Raw genomic sequence first — 14,145 nt, forward strand, 5'->3', positions numbered from 1 at the left:
CCGCGGCGCGGCTCATCGCGCGTCGGGCGGGAGCAACCGGGCCAGGGTGCGGACGGCGCGGTACTGGAGGGTCTTGATGGCGCCCTCGTTCTTGCCCATGATCCGGGCCGTCTCGGCCACCGAGAGCCCCTGCAGGAAGCGCAGGGTGACGCACTCCTGCTGCTGCGGGTTGAGCCGGCGCACCGCGTCCAGCAGGGCGGCGTTGGAGAGCGACTCCAGCACCGACTCCTCCGGGCTGCGCTCGCACTCGTTGGAGTCGAGCATCTCGCCGGTGGTGACCTCCAGCCGGAAGCGGCTGGACTTGAAGTGGTCGGCGACCAGGTTGCGGGCGATGGTGACCAGCCAGGCGCCGAAGTCCCGGCCCTGCCAGGTGAAGGTGCCGATCCGGCGCAGGGCGCGCAGGAAGGTCTCGCTGGTGAGGTCCTCGGCGGTGGCCCGGCTGCCGACCCGGTAGTAGATGTACCGGTAGACGGTGTCCGCGTAGTGGTCGTAGAGCCGGCCGAAGGCCTCGCTCTCACCGGCCTGGGCCCGCTCGACCAGCTCCATGATCGGGTTGTGCTCGGTCTCGTAGCCGGGGCTGGGCGCGGTCCGGGTGCGGCCCCGGCCGGTGCCCGCGCTGCCGGTGCGGCCGCGTGAGCCGGTGCCGGCCGAGCCGGCGGCAGTGGTGCGCAGCGCCGGGCCGGATGTCGCGGGCTGGCCGAACGATCCGCCGGCGAGCGCCGGTTGGGGCGAGGTGGGGAGCTGGGTGCGGAGCAGGGTGCGCAACAGGTCCAGGCCGGTGGAGATCTGCCGCTCGACGGTCGGCCGGCCGCGCAGGCCGATGCGGGGGCGCAGGGGCGCGGACGACGGGCGGGAGGGTGCAGGCGCGTCGTTCCGGACGGGTGGGTACACGGGACTCCCAGAGGCAGAACTGTGGACGGATCACCTCCGCCTGCGCGGAGAGCACCCCCGCGGCGTCCGTTCGAGCGGGACGCGTGGTGGCGTGCATCCAGGAGAGAATAACGCTTTGTGCAATGACAGCTACACCGTGTGGTCGAAGTGGTCGTTTGGGATCCATTTGTTGTGCATATTCGGCTGATACCGACCGGAGCTGTCATCGTTCATCCGGCTCAACGTGATCGAACGGGCGCCCAGGGTGACCAATTCGGCGGCCTGGGGGGCGGTTTCCCAGCCTTGGGGCTCGGCAATCCCCGACTTTCCCGGACTGGCGAACGATCAGAACCGGTCGCCCGGCGACAGATTCGCGCAGGCGGCCCGGACTGCCGTGCGGTGCGGGGGAGTTCGCCCGTAAGAGGGGCCAGGTCAGAGGCCGTGTTGACGCCCGCTCACTCGTCAGGGCGAGCCCGCCCGGACGGCCCCCAGGCGGCCCCCAGGCGGCCCCCAGGCGGCCTTCGGGCGGTCTCAGCCGCGCCGTCGCCGTCGGTTCAGCGCCACCCCGGCCGCCGTCGCGCCGGCCAGCACCCCGAGCGCGGCCGCCGCCGGCAGCCCCACCCGGGCCGCCTTGCGCCCGGTCCGGAAGTCCCGCACCCGCCACCCCTGGGCGCGGGCGTGGCGCCGCAGCGCGCCGTCCGGGTTCACCACGTACGGGTGGCCGACCAGCGAGAGCATCGGGATGTCGTTGGCCGAGTCGCTGTAGGCGGCGCAGCGGTCGAGGTCGAGGCGCTCGCGCCGGGCCAGCGCGCGGACGGCGGCGGCCTTGGCCGGACCGTGCAGCAGGTCGCCGACCAGCCGGCCGGTGTAGTGGCCGTCCGTGGCCTCGGCGACGGTGCCCAGCGCGCCGGTCATGCCGAGCCGCCGGGCGATGATCCGGGCCACCTCCAGCGGGGCGGCGGTGACCAGCCAGACCCGCTGGCCGGCGTCCAGGTGCATCTGGACCAGGGCGCGGGTGCCGGGCCAGATCTTGTCCGCCACGACGTCCTCGAAGATCTCCTCGCAGATCGCCTCCAGGTCGGCGGTGGGCTTGCCGGCCACGATGCCGAGGGCGGACTGCTTGGCGTCCGAGATGTGCTCCGGGTCCTCGGCGCCGTGCAGCCGGAACCAGGCCTGCTGCCAGGCGAAGCGGGCGACGTCGCGGCGGGTGAGGAAGCCGCGGCGGTAGAGGCCGACGCCGAGGTAGAAGATCGCGGCGCCGCGCAGGATGGTGTTGTCGCAGTCGAAGAAGGCGGCGGCGTGGGGGTCGTCCTGGTCCGGGGTGTGGTTCCCGGCCGGGGCCTTGGGGGCCTTGCCGGACTTGCCCGCGGCCGGCGCTTTTGTCCCGGCGCCGTCCGTTCCGGCGTCGCCCTCCGGCCCCGGGGCGGGTGCCGGCCCGGGCTCGGCCCGCAGCGCGGCCTCGGCCGCCTCGGCCGCGGCTTCGCCGGCCAGGGCGCTCCGCTCGCTGCTGGAACGCCTTGCCTGGGTGAGCCTTCTGAGCACGGCCATGTCATCGAGGATAGCCAGCCGGCCGCCTGGCGGCCGTGACGGAGCCGTGCCCGCGAGGTGAACAGCTCCCCCGGGTGCCGGCGCCCGGAGAGGGTGGGCGCGATGGCGGAGAATGGGGCGGTGAGCCCACTGCTGCGACGTAAGAGCCCCCGGCCCGCGGACCGGACCGTGACCCTGGTCGGCAAGCCCGGCTGCCACCTGTGCGACGAGGCGCGCGAGGTGATCCTCCGGGTGACGGGGGAGCTGGGCGCGTCCTTCGAGGAGCGGGACATCACCCAGGACGAGGAGCTGTTCCGCCGCTACTGGGAGCAGATTCCGGTCACCCTGATCGACGGCCGCCAGCACGACTTCTGGCGGGTCGACGAGCGCCGGCTGCGCAGCGCGCTGGGCGGCTGAGCGGCTTCTGACCCGGCGTTCGTCCGTACACCGACCCCGCCGAACGGCGGGGTCGGTTCGCCGAATCGTTGCCGAAGACACGCCGTTCCGGCCTGGGGTGGGGCGGGTTGGTCGGCTTACGATCGAACGCGTTTGCGCCCGTGGGGGGCTGAGCACACGAGGAGTGCGCCATGCTTCCCGGCCCTGTCCCAGGCACGCCCGGAGTCCCGTCCGGGAGCCCCCGGGGCTTCGCCGTGGTGGACGTGGAGGCGACCGGCCGCAGCCCGTGGCGGCACCGGGTGGTCGAGGTCGCGGTGGTGCTGCTCGACGAGCGGCTGCGCCCCGAGGGGGAGTTCGCCACCCTGCTGGATCCGCTGGGCCCGGTCGGCCCGACCCATGTGCACCGGATACGGCAGTGCGACGTCGAGGGCGCCCCGCGCTTCCGCGAGATCGCCCCGCGGCTGCTGGAGCTGCTGGCCGGCCGGGTGCTGGTCGGCCACCACGTCAGCTGTGACCACGCCTTCCTCGATCGCGAGTTCGCCCGGATCGGGGTGCCGCTGCCGCCCGTCCCGCTGCTGTGCACGATGCGGCTGGCCCGCGCCCACCTGCCCCAGGCCCGCGGCCACGGCCTGGCGGCCTGCGCGGAGGCGGCCGGCCTCGGCTGGTACCCGGCGCACACCGCGCTGGGCGACGCCCGGGTGACCGCCGAGCTGCTGCTGCACTGCCTGGACGCGCCGTCCTGCCCGCCGGACGACTGGACCGGCCCGCTGCGCGAGGCCGCCCGGGTGCCCTGGCCCCGGCTGGGACGGGCCCGCTCCCGCCCGTCCGCGGCCGCCGTCCCGCTGCTGCGCCGGGAGGCTCCGTACGGCCCCTGGCTGCCGGATTCCGAGGCCCCGGAGGTGCTGCTGACCCACTCCGGTGCTATGGGTTCGATGGCGTGATGCGCATCACTGTGCGGGGACAAAACGGACACCATCTTTGTGCACACGTTCACAAACGCATAGCCTGGCTGCCAAAGCCCAGCTTCACCCACAGGAGCACCGTGGCAATCGGCCGATCACCACAGAGCAGTTCGCAGACGCCCGACCAGGGCGCCGCGCGCCGACCCTCGCGTGCCCGGGGCATCCCGGAGGCGACGGTCGCCCGCCTGCCCCTCTATCTGCGGGCCCTCACCGCGCTCTCCGAGCGCTCGGTGCCGACCGTCTCCTCCGAGGAGCTGGCCGCCGCGGCCGGTGTGAACTCGGCCAAGCTGCGCAAGGACTTCTCCTACCTCGGCTCCTACGGCACCCGCGGCGTCGGCTACGACGTCGAGTACCTCGTCTACCAGATCTCCCGCGAGCTGGGCCTGACCCAGGACTGGCCGGTCGTCATCGTCGGCATCGGGAACCTCGGCCACGCGCTCGCCAACTACGGCGGGTTCGCCTCCCGCGGTTTCCGGGTGGCCGCCCTGTTGGACGCCGATCCCCACGTGGTCGGTTCCACCGCGGCCGGACTTCCGGTGCGGCACATGGACGAGCTGGAGTCGATCGTCGAGAGCCAGCACGTCTCCATCGGCGTGATCACCACCCCGCCCGGGGCCGCCCAGCAGGTGTGCGACCGGCTGGTGGAGGCCGGCGTCACCAGCATCCTGAACTTCGCCCCGACCGTGCTGACCGTTCCGGACGGCGTGGACGTGCGCAAGGTGGACCTCTCCATCGAGCTCCAGATCCTCGCCTTCCACGAGCAGCGCAAGGCCGGCGAGGAGCCGGACGACCGCGCCGAGTCGGTGCTGGACCGCGCCCCCGGTCCGGTCCGGGCGGCCGCCGCCAAGCTGCGCCGTGCGGCCGGCGGCAGCGGCAAGGCCCGGGGCGCCGTCGAGTCGACGGCCAAGGACCAGGCCGAGCAGGCCAAGGGAAAGTCCGCCAAGGGCGGCGACGGGGATCTCTCCGCGGTGATGCCCGCATGAACACCGAGAGCTGTGGGGGGCGGGCATGAGCCTTCTCGTCGTAGGGCTGAGCCATCGCACGGCCCCGGTCGGGGTGCTGGAGCGCGCCGCGCTGACGGGTGACGTACCGACCCGGCTGCTGCACGACGCGGCCGCCACCGCGACGGTGGGCGAGGCCGCGCTGCTGAACACCTGCAACCGGATCGAGCTGTACGCGGACGTGGACAAGTTCCACGCCGGCGTCGCCGAGCTGTCGCTGCTGCTGGCCCACCACAGCGGGGTGGACCTGGAGGAGCTGACCTCCCACCTGTACGTCCACTACGAGGACCGCGCCGTCCACCACCTGTTCTCGGTGGCCTGCGGTCTGGACTCCATGGTGGTCGGCGAGGGCCAGATCCTCGGCCAGCTGCGCGACGCGCTGGCCAAGGCCCAGGAGGAGCACACCGCCGGGCGCGGCCTGAACGAGCTGTTCCAGCAGGCGCTGCGGGTCGGCAAGCGGGCGCACAGCGAGACCGGTATCGACAAGGCCGGCCAGTCGCTGGTCACCTTCGGCCTGGAGCAGGTCGCGGCTGGCGCGGGCGAGATCGCCGGCAAGCGCGCGCTGGTGGTCGGCGCCGGATCGATGAGTTCGCTGGCCGCCGCCACCCTGGTCCGCTCCGGCGTGACCGACCTGCTGATCGCCAACCGGACCCCGGCCCGCGCCGAGCGGCTGGTCGAGATCCTCGGCCCGGACGTGGCCCGGGTCCTGGACCTCGCCAAGGTGCCGGAGGCGCTCGCCGACGTGGACCTGGTGATCTCCTGCACCGGCGCGGCCGGCGTGGTGATCAGGGCCGAGGACGTGGCCGCCGCGGTCGCCTCCCGCCGCTCGCCCGAGCCGCTCGCCCTGCTCGACCTGGCCATGCCGCGCGACGTCGACCACACCGTGCACGAGCTGCCCGGCGCCCTGCTGGTCGACCTGGAGAGCCTCTCCCACGCACACGCCGCCAGCCCCGGCGCCGGCGACGTCGACCAGGTCACCCGGATCGTCTCCGACGAGGTGACCGCCTTCGGCGCCGCCCAGCGGGCCGCCCGGATCGCGCCGACCGTGGTCGCGCTGCGCTCGATGGCCTCCGACGTGGTCGCCGCCGAGCTGGGCCGGCTGGACTCCCGGCTGCCCGACCTGGACGAGCGCTCGCGCGCCGAGATCACCCAGACCGTCCGCCGCGTCGTCGACAAGCTGCTGCACGCCCCGACCGTCCGGGTGAAGCAGCTGGCCGCCGAGCCCGGCGGCGCCTCCTACGCGGAGGCGCTGCGGGAACTGTTCGACCTCGACCCGGCGGCCGTGCACGCCGTGTCGGGCACGCCCGTCGGCGGCGCGCCCCAGCCCTCGGCCGGGGGCACCAGATGAACCGTCAGCCATCCCACGAGTACCACCGGGACGATCACCTCATGAATGGTCAACCGATCACGGAGCAGCCCTCGGCCACCGCGGCCCTGCGGCTCGGCACCCGGCGCAGCGCCCTCGCCATGGCGCAGTCGGGCATGGTGGCCCGCGAGGTGACCAGGGTCACCGGGCGCCCCGTCGAGCTGGTCGAGATCACCACCTACGGCGACACCTCCCGGGAGTCGCTGGCGCAGATCGGCGGCACCGGGGTGTTCGTCTCCGCGCTGCGCGACGCGCTGCTGGAGGGCCGGATCGACTTCGCCGTGCACTCGCTCAAGGACCTGCCCACCGCCGCCCCCGAGGGCCTGGCGCTGGCCGCCGTCCCCGAGCGGGAGGACGTCCGGGACGCCCTGGTCGCGGTCGAGGGCCTGGCACTGGACGAGCTGGTGGAGAAGCTGGCCGGCGCCGGCCGTCCGGCCCGGATCGGCACCGGCTCGCCCCGCCGGATGGCGCAGCTGAACGCCTGGGCCGCCGCCCGCGGCGTCCAGCTGGAGACCGTCGCGATCCGCGGCAACGTGGACACCCGGATCGGCTTCGTGACCAACGGCGAGCTGGACGCGGTGGTGCTGGCCACGGCCGGCCTGAACCGGCTCGGCCGCAGCGCCGAGATATCCCAGCACCTCGACACCGAGGTGATGATCCCGGCTCCCGGCCAGGGCGCGCTCGCGATCGAGTGCACCGCCGCCGACACCGCGCTGACCGCCGCGCTCGCGGCGCTGGACCACGCCCCCACCCGGGTCGCCGTGGCCGCCGAGCGCGCCCTGCTGGCCACCCTGGAGGCCGGCTGCTCGGCACCGGTGGCCGCGCTGGCCACCTGGGGCCGGGAGAACGAACTGCGGCTGGACGGCGTGGTCGGCGACCCCGACGGAACCGCCCTGCTGAAGATGTCCGCCAACGGTCCGATCGTCCTCGACGAGAACGCCGAGCAGCAGGCGGCGGCCCTCGGCCGCGCGCTGGCTGACCGGCTGCTCGCCGCGGGCGCGGCCGCCCTGATGGGGGAGCGAGCCCGATGAGCCCCACCGCCGCCACCGACGCCCTGTTCCCGGCGGGACAGCCCGCCACCGGACGGTGCACCTTCCTGGGCGCGGGCCCCGGGGACCCGGGCCTGCTGACCCTGCGCGCGGTCGAGGTGCTGTCCACCGCCGACGTGCTGGTCGCGGACCCGCTGACCGCCGCCGCCGTGCGCAGCCACTGTCCGGCCGGCGTGCTGGTGCACACCCCGGTCGCCGAGGGCGCCGACTTCGACCTGGCCAAGCTGGTCGCCGAGGCCGTCCGCTCCGGCAAGCACGTGGTCCGCACCGTCGACGGCGACCCCGGTCTGGACGGCTGCGCCGCCGAGGAGATGCTCAGCTGCGCGGGCGACGGGATCCCGTTCGAGGTGATCCCGGGCGTCGCCCAGTCGGTCGGCGTCCCGGCGTACGCGGGCGTCCCGCTGCGGGCCGGCTCCGGCACCGACGTGCGCTTCGTGGACGGCGCCGCGCTGCTGGCCGGCGGCCCGGTGGACCTGGGGGTGCCGGAGACCACCCTGGTGGTCCGCACCACCCTGGGCCAGCTGCCCGCCACCGCCGCGGCCCTGGTCGCGGGCGGCCGCAAGCCGGAGTCGGCGCTGAGCGCCACGCTCTCCGGCACCACCACCCGCCAGCGGACCTTCACCTCCACGCTGTCCGGCATCGCGGCCGACCTGAAGGCCGCCCGGGTGCTGCCCTCGCCGGTCTCCGCCCCGGTCGACCCGGCCACCTCGGTGATAGCCGTGGTGGGCGAGCAGGTCGCCCACCGGGCTTCGCACTCGTGGTTCGAGACCAAGCCGCTGTTCGGCTGGAACGTCCTCGTGCCGCGCACCAAGGAGCAGGCCACCGGCCTGTCGGAGCAGCTGCGCTCGTACGGCGCGGTGCCGCAGGAGGTGCCGACCATCGCGGTCGAGCCGCCGCGCACCCCGCAGCAGATGGAGCGGGCCATCAAGGGCCTGGTCACCGGCCGCTACGAGTGGATCGCCTTCACCTCGGTGAACGCGGTGCGCGCCGTCCGGGAGAAGTTCGAGGAGTACGGCCTGGACGCCCGCGCGTTCGCCGGGATCAAGGTCGCGGCGGTCGGCGAGACCACCGCGCAGGCGCTGGTGGACTTCGGCGTGAAGCCGGACCTGGTGCCCTCCGGCGAGCAGTCCGCGGCCGGCCTGCTGGAGGACTGGCCGCCGTACGACCCGGTCTTCGACCCGATCGACCGGGTGCTGCTGCCGCGCGCCGACATCGCCACCGAGACCCTGGTGGCCGGCCTGGTCGAGCTGGGCTGGGAGGTCGACGACGTGACGGCGTACCGGACGGTGCGCGCCTCGCCGCCGCCGGCCGAGACCCGCGAGGCGATCAAGGGCGGCGGCTTCGACGCGGTGCTGTTCACCTCGTCCTCGACCGTCCGGAACCTGGTCGGCATCGCGGGCAAGCCGCACAACGTCACCGTCATCGCCTGCATCGGCCCGGCCACCGCCAAGACCGCCGAGGAGCACGGCCTGCGGGTCGACGTGATGGCCCCGGCGCCGTCGGCGGCCGCGCTGGCCCAGGCGCTGGCAGACTTCGGGGCCAAGCGGCGCGACACCGCGACGGCCGCCGGTGAGCCGGTCTACCGGCCCAGCGAGCGCCGTCCCGGCTCCCGCCGCAAGGCCCGCTGACATCCCTCACAACCGGGGGCGGCCGACCGTCACCCCCGGTACTGCACAACCGTTCGGAGAGAGAAGCCGTGTCCGCTGAATTCCCGTACGTACGCCCGCGCCGGCTGCGACAGAGCCCGGCGATGCGCCGCCTGGTGGCCGAGACCCGGCTGCACCCGGCGGAGCTGATCCTGCCGCTCTTCGTCCGCGAGGGCGTCAGCGAGCCCGTCCCGGTGACCTCGATGCCGGGCGTGGTCCAGCACACCCGCGACACCCTGCGCAAGGCCGCGGTGGAGGCGGCCGAGGCGGGCCTGGGCGGCCTCATGCTGTTCGGCGTCCCCGAGGTGCAGGACGCGATCGGCAGCGAGGGCACCAACCCGGACGGCATCCTCCAGCAGGCGATCCGGGACGTGGTCTCCGAGGTCGGCGACTCCCTGGTGATCATGTCGGACCTCTGCCTGGACGAGTACACCGACCACGGCCACTGCGGCGTGCTGGCCGCCGACGGCAGCGTCGACAACGACGCCACCCTGGAGCGCTACGCCGAGATGGCCCGGGTGCAGGCCGACGCCGGCGTCCACCTGGTCGGCCCGTCCGGCATGATGGACGGCCAGATCGGCGTGATCCGGCGGGCGCTGGACGAGGCCGGGCACCAGGACGTGGGCGTCCTCGCCTACACCGCCAAGTACGCCTCGGCCTTCTTCGGCCCGTTCCGCGAGGCCGTCGGCTCCTCGCTCAAGGGCGACCGCAAGGCCTACCAGCAGGACCCGGCCAACGCCCGCGAGTCGCTGCGCGAGCTGGCGCAGGACATCGCCGAGGGCGCGGACATGGTGATGGTCAAGCCGGCCATGTCCTACCTGGACATCGTGCGCCAGATCGCCGACGCCTCCCCGGTGCCGGTCTCCGCGTACCAGGTGTCCGGCGAGTACGCGATGGTCGAGGCGGCCGCCGCGAACGGCTGGATCGACCGGGATCGGATGATCATGGAGACGCTCACCTCGATCCGCCGCGCGGGCGCCGAGCAGATCCTCACCTACTGGGCCCTCGAAGCCGCCGCGATGCTGAAGTAGCGGACCGCGTACGACGGAAGGCCGGGCCGCCCCCCGTGGGGGAGCGGCCCGGCCTTCCGGGTCTCCGGCCGGATGCCGGCGTCGCCTAGATGCCGACGTCTCCGGCGTGCGCGAAGCCGACGCCGCCGCCGACCAGGTCGGTCGCGGTGGCGGCGCCGCCACCGAAGCCCCCGGCGGCGGTGTCCCCGGCGTGGGCGAGGCCGAAGGCCTCTCCGGCCAGGAACGGCTGGTCGGCGGAGGCGACGAACTCGCCGCCGCCGGCGACGCCGACGTGGGCGAAGGCCGGGGTGGCGGCACCCGCGAGCGCCAGAGCGGCGGCGGCGGTCAGGGCGGCCTTGGCCAGCTTGCTCTTCATGGAACTGCCCTCTCTCTCGAAGCGCCCCGCGGGCGCTCTGACACGTGATCACAACCGGCGGTCCTGATCGGCGATCTACGCGCCGGACCGGACCGCGCTCACCCGTCCGGACCGCGCTGCCGCGCGGCCGGCCGGACACCTCGTCCGCACAGCCCGGAGGGCCCGGGGAGGTGTTCCTCCCCGGGCCCTCCGACCGTGCTGTGCCCCTTGATCAGCCGATCAGGTGCGAGACACCGCCGTCGCCCGAGGACTGGGTGTTCTGGCCGACGTCGCAGATCTGCTTCGGCTGGTTGTTCAGGATCGGGACCTCGATCGGCACCGCGACGCCGACGAGGGCGGCGACGGCCACGTTGTGGATCTCCGGCAGGCAGATGTTCGGGTTGTCCAGAACGTGGTTGTTCGGGCTGCCGTTGCCCATGGTGCCGGTGTGGTTGGTGCCGCCGTTGCCCTGGACGGAGGTGGCGGAGCCGTCCGAGTCGACGATGGCGGAGGCCGAGCCCGCGGACATCGCGAGCGCGGCGGCGGCCAGGCCGGCCGCGGTGAGGGTCTTCTTGATCATTTCCGGTTTTCCTCTCGAGGTGAATCGGGGAGCGATTCGTGGGGTGGATCAGAGGGGTGGTACAGGGAGAGCAGAGCGGGGAGCCGTCAGCCGATCAGGTGGGACACGCCGCCGTCGCCCTGGCTCTGGGTGCCCTGGCCGATGGTGCAGTACTGCTTGCCACCGGTGTTGGCGACCGGGACCTCGACCGGGACGGCCAGACCGGCCACGGCGACCGCGATGTTGTGGATCTCCGGCAGGCAGATGTTCGGGTTGTCCAGGAAGTGGAAGTTCGGGCTGTTGTTCCCGACCGTGCCGGTGAAGTTGGTGCCGCCGTTGCCCTCGATCGAGGCGGCGGCGCCGTCCGCGTCACCGATGGCGTAGGCCGGCGCGGCGGCACCGGCCAGCGCGGCGACGGCCAGGCCGGCGGCGGCGAAGGACTTCTGGATCATGGCGAGATCCCTCTCTGAAATGCTCTTTGGATTCCGTGCGTACAACGCTGAGAACGCTCAGACCCGGTCTGCAGTCACTGACGTCCAGATCAAAGAACGACGGCACGGAAGGTTACGGGGATTCTTGAAAAGAGTCCCGGAGGCGCGGCGGCGACGGGAATCCGGTCGGATTATTAACCCGAACCGGTTAACCGGTGCAATCCGTGCTCCCGCTCACTCGTTGAGCAGATCGATTTCCGGCTGCGACTCCCGCAGCCCTTCCAGTGATCTCCAGTACGGACAGCAGAACGGTGAAAAGCATGAAGTTCTCCAAGCGGGCCGGCGCGATGCTGCTGGCGGTCGGTGCCGGTGTGCTCGCCTCCCAGGGAGCGGCTTCCGCCGCCCCCGCCGGTCTCGACCAGGTCGGCGCGCTGGAGGACGCGCTGGCCACCCAGCAGGTCCCGGCCGACGTCCCGCTCGCCCCGCTGGGCAGCCACCTCACGGCCGGCATCCCGACCTCGCTGCTGATGCCGCCGGTGCCCGGGCCGACCACCAGCACCGGCGGCGCGCTGCTTCCGGAGCAGATCGTCCCCCAGCTGAGCACCGGCAAGGTCGGCCCGAGCGCCAACGCCGAGCTGCCGCTCCCGCTGGTCGACCAGGGCGCCGACCTCGGCAAGGTGCTGCTGGACGCTCCGGCCGCGCCGCTGCACGCCAAGACCCCCGGGCTCACCCTCGGCCAGCCGCTCGCCCTCGCCCAGGACGGCGCCGGCCAGCTCGCCGACGGCCGGCTGAAGCTGGACGAGATCGACCCCCGCCTGATCTCCGGCGCGGTACAGGTGGTCCCCGGGGCCAAGGCCAGCCTGGGCGGCGAGGACAGCCGGCTCTCCCTCACCGACACGGCGGGCGCCCTGGCCGGGACCGCCACCGTGATGACCGGAGGCGTGGTGGAGCAGACCGGCCTGACCGACCTCGCCGAGTCCTGACCGGCCCGCGGGCGTACGAGAGCCCGGCACCCCGACCGCGCGGCGGGACGCCGGGCTCTCGTACGCCCGGAGGGGGCTCAGCCCGGGAGGAGGCCGGTCAGCCCGCCGACCAGCGGGAGGTCCTTGACGCCGCCGCCGGCGCTCAGCGGGCCGGTCAGCGTCCCGGTGCCGATCTCGGGCAGGCCCTGGTCCGGCTGGAGGGCCGCGCCGTTGTTGAGGAAGTCGGCCGCGGAGTTCGCCCACGGGTCCAGCCGCAGGCTCTTGATCGGCGCGATGCCGTAGCCGAGGCCGGTGGTCGTCCCGTTCAGGGCCTGGCCGACGTCGGTCTTGGTCAGCGTGGCCTGGCCGGGGGCCGCCTGGTCGGGCGCGGTGGCGGCCTGCGCCGTGCCGGCGCCGAGCAGCACCGCGGCTCCCGCGGCGGCGGCCAGGGCGGCCGCGCTCTTCTTCGAAACCATCGTGATCACCCTTCGGTGGATCGGGGAGCCCGGACGGCTGTCCGGGGACGCCGAGCTGCCCCCCGGCCGATCGGTCGGGGGGCAGGACGGCCGGAACGCGTACCGGTCGGGGATCAGCAGTCGTCCGCGGGCGGCGGCAGCTCCACGTTGGCGCAGGCGTTGCCGAAGGCCGGGTTCAGCAGGCCGACGATGTCGATGCTGTTGCCGCACAGGTTGATCGGGACGTCGAGCGGCACCTGGATCTGGTTGCCGGAGATGACACCGGGGGAGCCGGCGGCGACGCCCTCGGCGGTCGAGTTGGCGGCGGCGGAGCCGGCCACGCCGAGCACCAGGCCGGCAGCGGCGGCGGAGAGGACGGCGGCCTTCTTCATGTTCTGCATGGGGGTTGATCTCCTCGATCACACACGGGGGGAGCGTGCCGCGCCCCGGCGCTGCGGGGCGCGGCACGGGCTCGGGTGAATCGGCGGTCGCCGGTGCGGCGACCGCGGGCTCAGCCGATGTTGGCGCACTCGTTGCCGAACGCCGGGTTCAGCAGGGCGATGATGTCGATGGTGTTGCCGCACAGGTTGATCGGCAGGTGGATCGGCACCTGGATCTGGTTGCCCGAGAGCACGCCCGGGGAGCCGGCGGCGACGCCCTCGGCGCCCGCGCTGGCGAACGCGCCACCGGCGGCACCGACCACCAGGCCACTGGCGGCCAGGGACAGGGCCGCGGCCTTCTTGATGTTGCGCATGTATTCCTCCGATTTCGGCCCGACGGAAGGGGAATGTCGGGAGCCGGGCGAGCACGAATACTCACCCGAAGGCTTCAGGGATTGCCGTGATTGTCACTCGGTCGGCGCACGTCGGCGTGTTTCGCCCATGGCTCGGGCGCGGCCGCGGCTGCGCGGTCGCATTGCCTCTCGAAACGATTCCCGCACGGCCGGGAAAGGTTCGGAGAAAGACGCGACCAGATGGAATTCCGGTCGGGCGTTCCGGCACGGGTTGCCGGACGCCGGGTTTGGGAGGCCCGCCGCGTGGGGGCCGGTGGAGACCGGGTTCCGTCAGGGAGAACGAGGCGCCGCCCGAGGGGAAACGGTCCGATCCGTCCATCACCCGAATGCCGCTGCCGGCGACGCGATTGCTCCGGATGGGTGACAGTGCGGGGCCCGTCGCAACCGGTCCCGTGGGGTCTCGTTCTAGATGTCGCACTCCCCGTGCATATCTGTCGAACAGTCAGGAGGCTCGTATGAGCATCAAGAAGACCGCCGCCGTCGGCGCGGCCGTGGTGGGCATCGTGGCCACCGGCGCCGGCACCGCGATGGCCAGCTCCGGCGCCCAGGGCGTCGCCGCCGGTTCCCCCGGTGTCGTTTCGGGCAACCAGATCCAGGTCCCGGTGCACCTCCCGGTGAACGTCTGCGGCAACACCATCGACATCGTCGGCCTGCTGAACCCGGCGTTCGGCAACAAGTGCGCGAACGTGGGCTGATCCCGCACACCCGGTTCGGCCGGTGCGAGCCGCCGTTCCGTGCTTCCCTCCTGGGGCGCGGGACGGCG

17 protein-coding genes are annotated in these 14,145 nt (G+C 73.5%); 9 read left to right on the top strand and 8 right to left on the bottom strand.

The features are described from left to right. Window positions 1-12 precede the first annotated feature (12 nt). Together ACWDBE_RS28355 and ACWDBE_RS28360 are read right to left on the bottom strand one after the other, a co-directional pair. Entirely contained in the window at window positions 13-834 is an 822-nt protein-coding gene (locus tag ACWDBE_RS28355) for an ECF subfamily RNA polymerase sigma factor, BldN family (protein ID WP_449791049.1), read from the bottom strand. Window positions 835-1,401: 567 nt separating this feature from the next. Next, window positions 1,402-2,418 carry an HAD family hydrolase gene (locus ACWDBE_RS28360; RefSeq protein ID WP_449791023.1) on the bottom strand — a complete coding sequence of 339 codons (1,017 nt, stop codon included), beginning with the start codon at window positions 2,416-2,418 and terminating at the stop codon, window positions 1,402-1,404. Between the two features lie 102 nt (window positions 2,419-2,520). Between ACWDBE_RS28360 and ACWDBE_RS28365 the strand changes: the two genes are divergently transcribed. From ACWDBE_RS28365 to hemB, 7 genes are all read left to right on the top strand, one after another. Next, entirely contained in the window at window positions 2,521-2,814 is a 294-nt protein-coding gene (locus ACWDBE_RS28365) for a glutaredoxin family protein (protein ID WP_449791024.1), read from the top strand. A 170-nt stretch (window positions 2,815-2,984) separates the two neighbouring features. Beyond that, window positions 2,985-3,734: a 3'-5' exonuclease gene (locus ACWDBE_RS28370; RefSeq protein WP_392867706.1), complete on the top strand. Its 750-nt coding sequence runs from the start codon at window positions 2,985-2,987 to the stop codon at window positions 3,732-3,734. Window positions 3,735-3,835: 101 nt separating this feature from the next. Then, window positions 3,836-4,738, top strand: coding sequence for a redox-sensing transcriptional repressor Rex (locus tag ACWDBE_RS28375; RefSeq protein WP_449791025.1), 903 nt, complete (start codon window positions 3,836-3,838; stop codon window positions 4,736-4,738). Window positions 4,739-4,763: 25 nt separating this feature from the next. Continuing rightward, entirely contained in the window at window positions 4,764-6,104 is a 1,341-nt protein-coding gene (locus ACWDBE_RS28380; protein WP_449791026.1) for a glutamyl-tRNA reductase, read from the top strand. Between the two features lie 41 nt (window positions 6,105-6,145). Next, entirely contained in the window at window positions 6,146-7,153 is a 1,008-nt protein-coding gene (gene hemC, locus ACWDBE_RS28385; protein ID WP_392867700.1) for a hydroxymethylbilane synthase, read from the top strand. Beyond that, window positions 7,150-8,799, top strand: a complete 1,650-nt coding sequence (locus tag ACWDBE_RS28390; protein WP_449791027.1) for a uroporphyrinogen-III synthase — start codon at window positions 7,150-7,152, stop codon at window positions 8,797-8,799. Before hemC ends, ACWDBE_RS28390 begins: the two co-directional genes overlap by 4 nt. A gap of 68 nt (window positions 8,800-8,867) precedes the next feature. Next, complete coding sequence (hemB, locus tag ACWDBE_RS28395) at window positions 8,868-9,848, top strand: porphobilinogen synthase (protein ID WP_449791028.1); 981 nt, start codon at window positions 8,868-8,870, stop codon at window positions 9,846-9,848. 85 nt (window positions 9,849-9,933) lie between these two features. On the opposite strand, the gene ACWDBE_RS28400 is transcribed toward hemB, so the two are convergent. The 3 genes from ACWDBE_RS28400 to ACWDBE_RS28410 form a co-directional block, all read right to left on the bottom strand. After that, a complete protein-coding gene (locus tag ACWDBE_RS28400) occupies window positions 9,934-10,203 on the bottom strand; it encodes a hypothetical protein (RefSeq protein ID WP_449791029.1) in 270 nt (89 codons plus the stop codon). A 211-nt stretch (window positions 10,204-10,414) separates the two neighbouring features. Further along, window positions 10,415-10,762 (bottom strand): rodlet layer protein, encoded by a 348-nt coding sequence (locus tag ACWDBE_RS28405; RefSeq protein WP_449791030.1) that lies wholly within the window; start codon window positions 10,760-10,762, stop codon window positions 10,415-10,417. Between the two features lie 86 nt (window positions 10,763-10,848). Beyond that, entirely contained in the window at window positions 10,849-11,193 is a 345-nt protein-coding gene (locus tag ACWDBE_RS28410; RefSeq protein ID WP_449791031.1) for a rodlet layer protein, read from the bottom strand. 299 nt (window positions 11,194-11,492) lie between these two features. Between ACWDBE_RS28410 and ACWDBE_RS28415 the strand changes: the two genes are divergently transcribed. Further along, the gene (locus ACWDBE_RS28415) at window positions 11,493-12,155 is read left to right on the top strand and encodes a hypothetical protein (protein WP_449791032.1); all 663 of its coding nucleotides are present in this window, start codon (window positions 11,493-11,495) and stop codon (window positions 12,153-12,155) included. Between the two features lie 77 nt (window positions 12,156-12,232). Here the strand turns inward: ACWDBE_RS28415 and ACWDBE_RS28420 are convergent, their stop codons facing one another. The 3 genes from ACWDBE_RS28420 to ACWDBE_RS28430 form a co-directional block, all read right to left on the bottom strand. Continuing rightward, entirely contained in the window at window positions 12,233-12,610 is a 378-nt protein-coding gene (locus ACWDBE_RS28420) for a hypothetical protein (protein WP_449809466.1), read from the bottom strand. A gap of 113 nt (window positions 12,611-12,723) precedes the next feature. Beyond that, on the bottom strand, window positions 12,724-12,990 hold the full coding sequence (locus ACWDBE_RS28425) for a chaplin (protein ID WP_449791034.1): 267 nt from the start codon (window positions 12,988-12,990) through the stop codon (window positions 12,724-12,726). A 110-nt stretch (window positions 12,991-13,100) separates the two neighbouring features. Next, window positions 13,101-13,343, bottom strand: coding sequence for a chaplin (locus ACWDBE_RS28430; protein ID WP_449791035.1), 243 nt, complete (start codon window positions 13,341-13,343; stop codon window positions 13,101-13,103). Between the two features lie 494 nt (window positions 13,344-13,837). Between ACWDBE_RS28430 and ACWDBE_RS28435 the strand changes: the two genes are divergently transcribed. Next, the gene (locus ACWDBE_RS28435; protein WP_449791036.1) at window positions 13,838-14,077 is read left to right on the top strand and encodes a chaplin; all 240 of its coding nucleotides are present in this window, start codon (window positions 13,838-13,840) and stop codon (window positions 14,075-14,077) included. The last annotated feature ends 68 nt before the right edge of the window (window positions 14,078-14,145 follow it).

The sequence above is a fragment of the Kitasatospora sp. NPDC001132 genome (assembly GCF_053598415.1).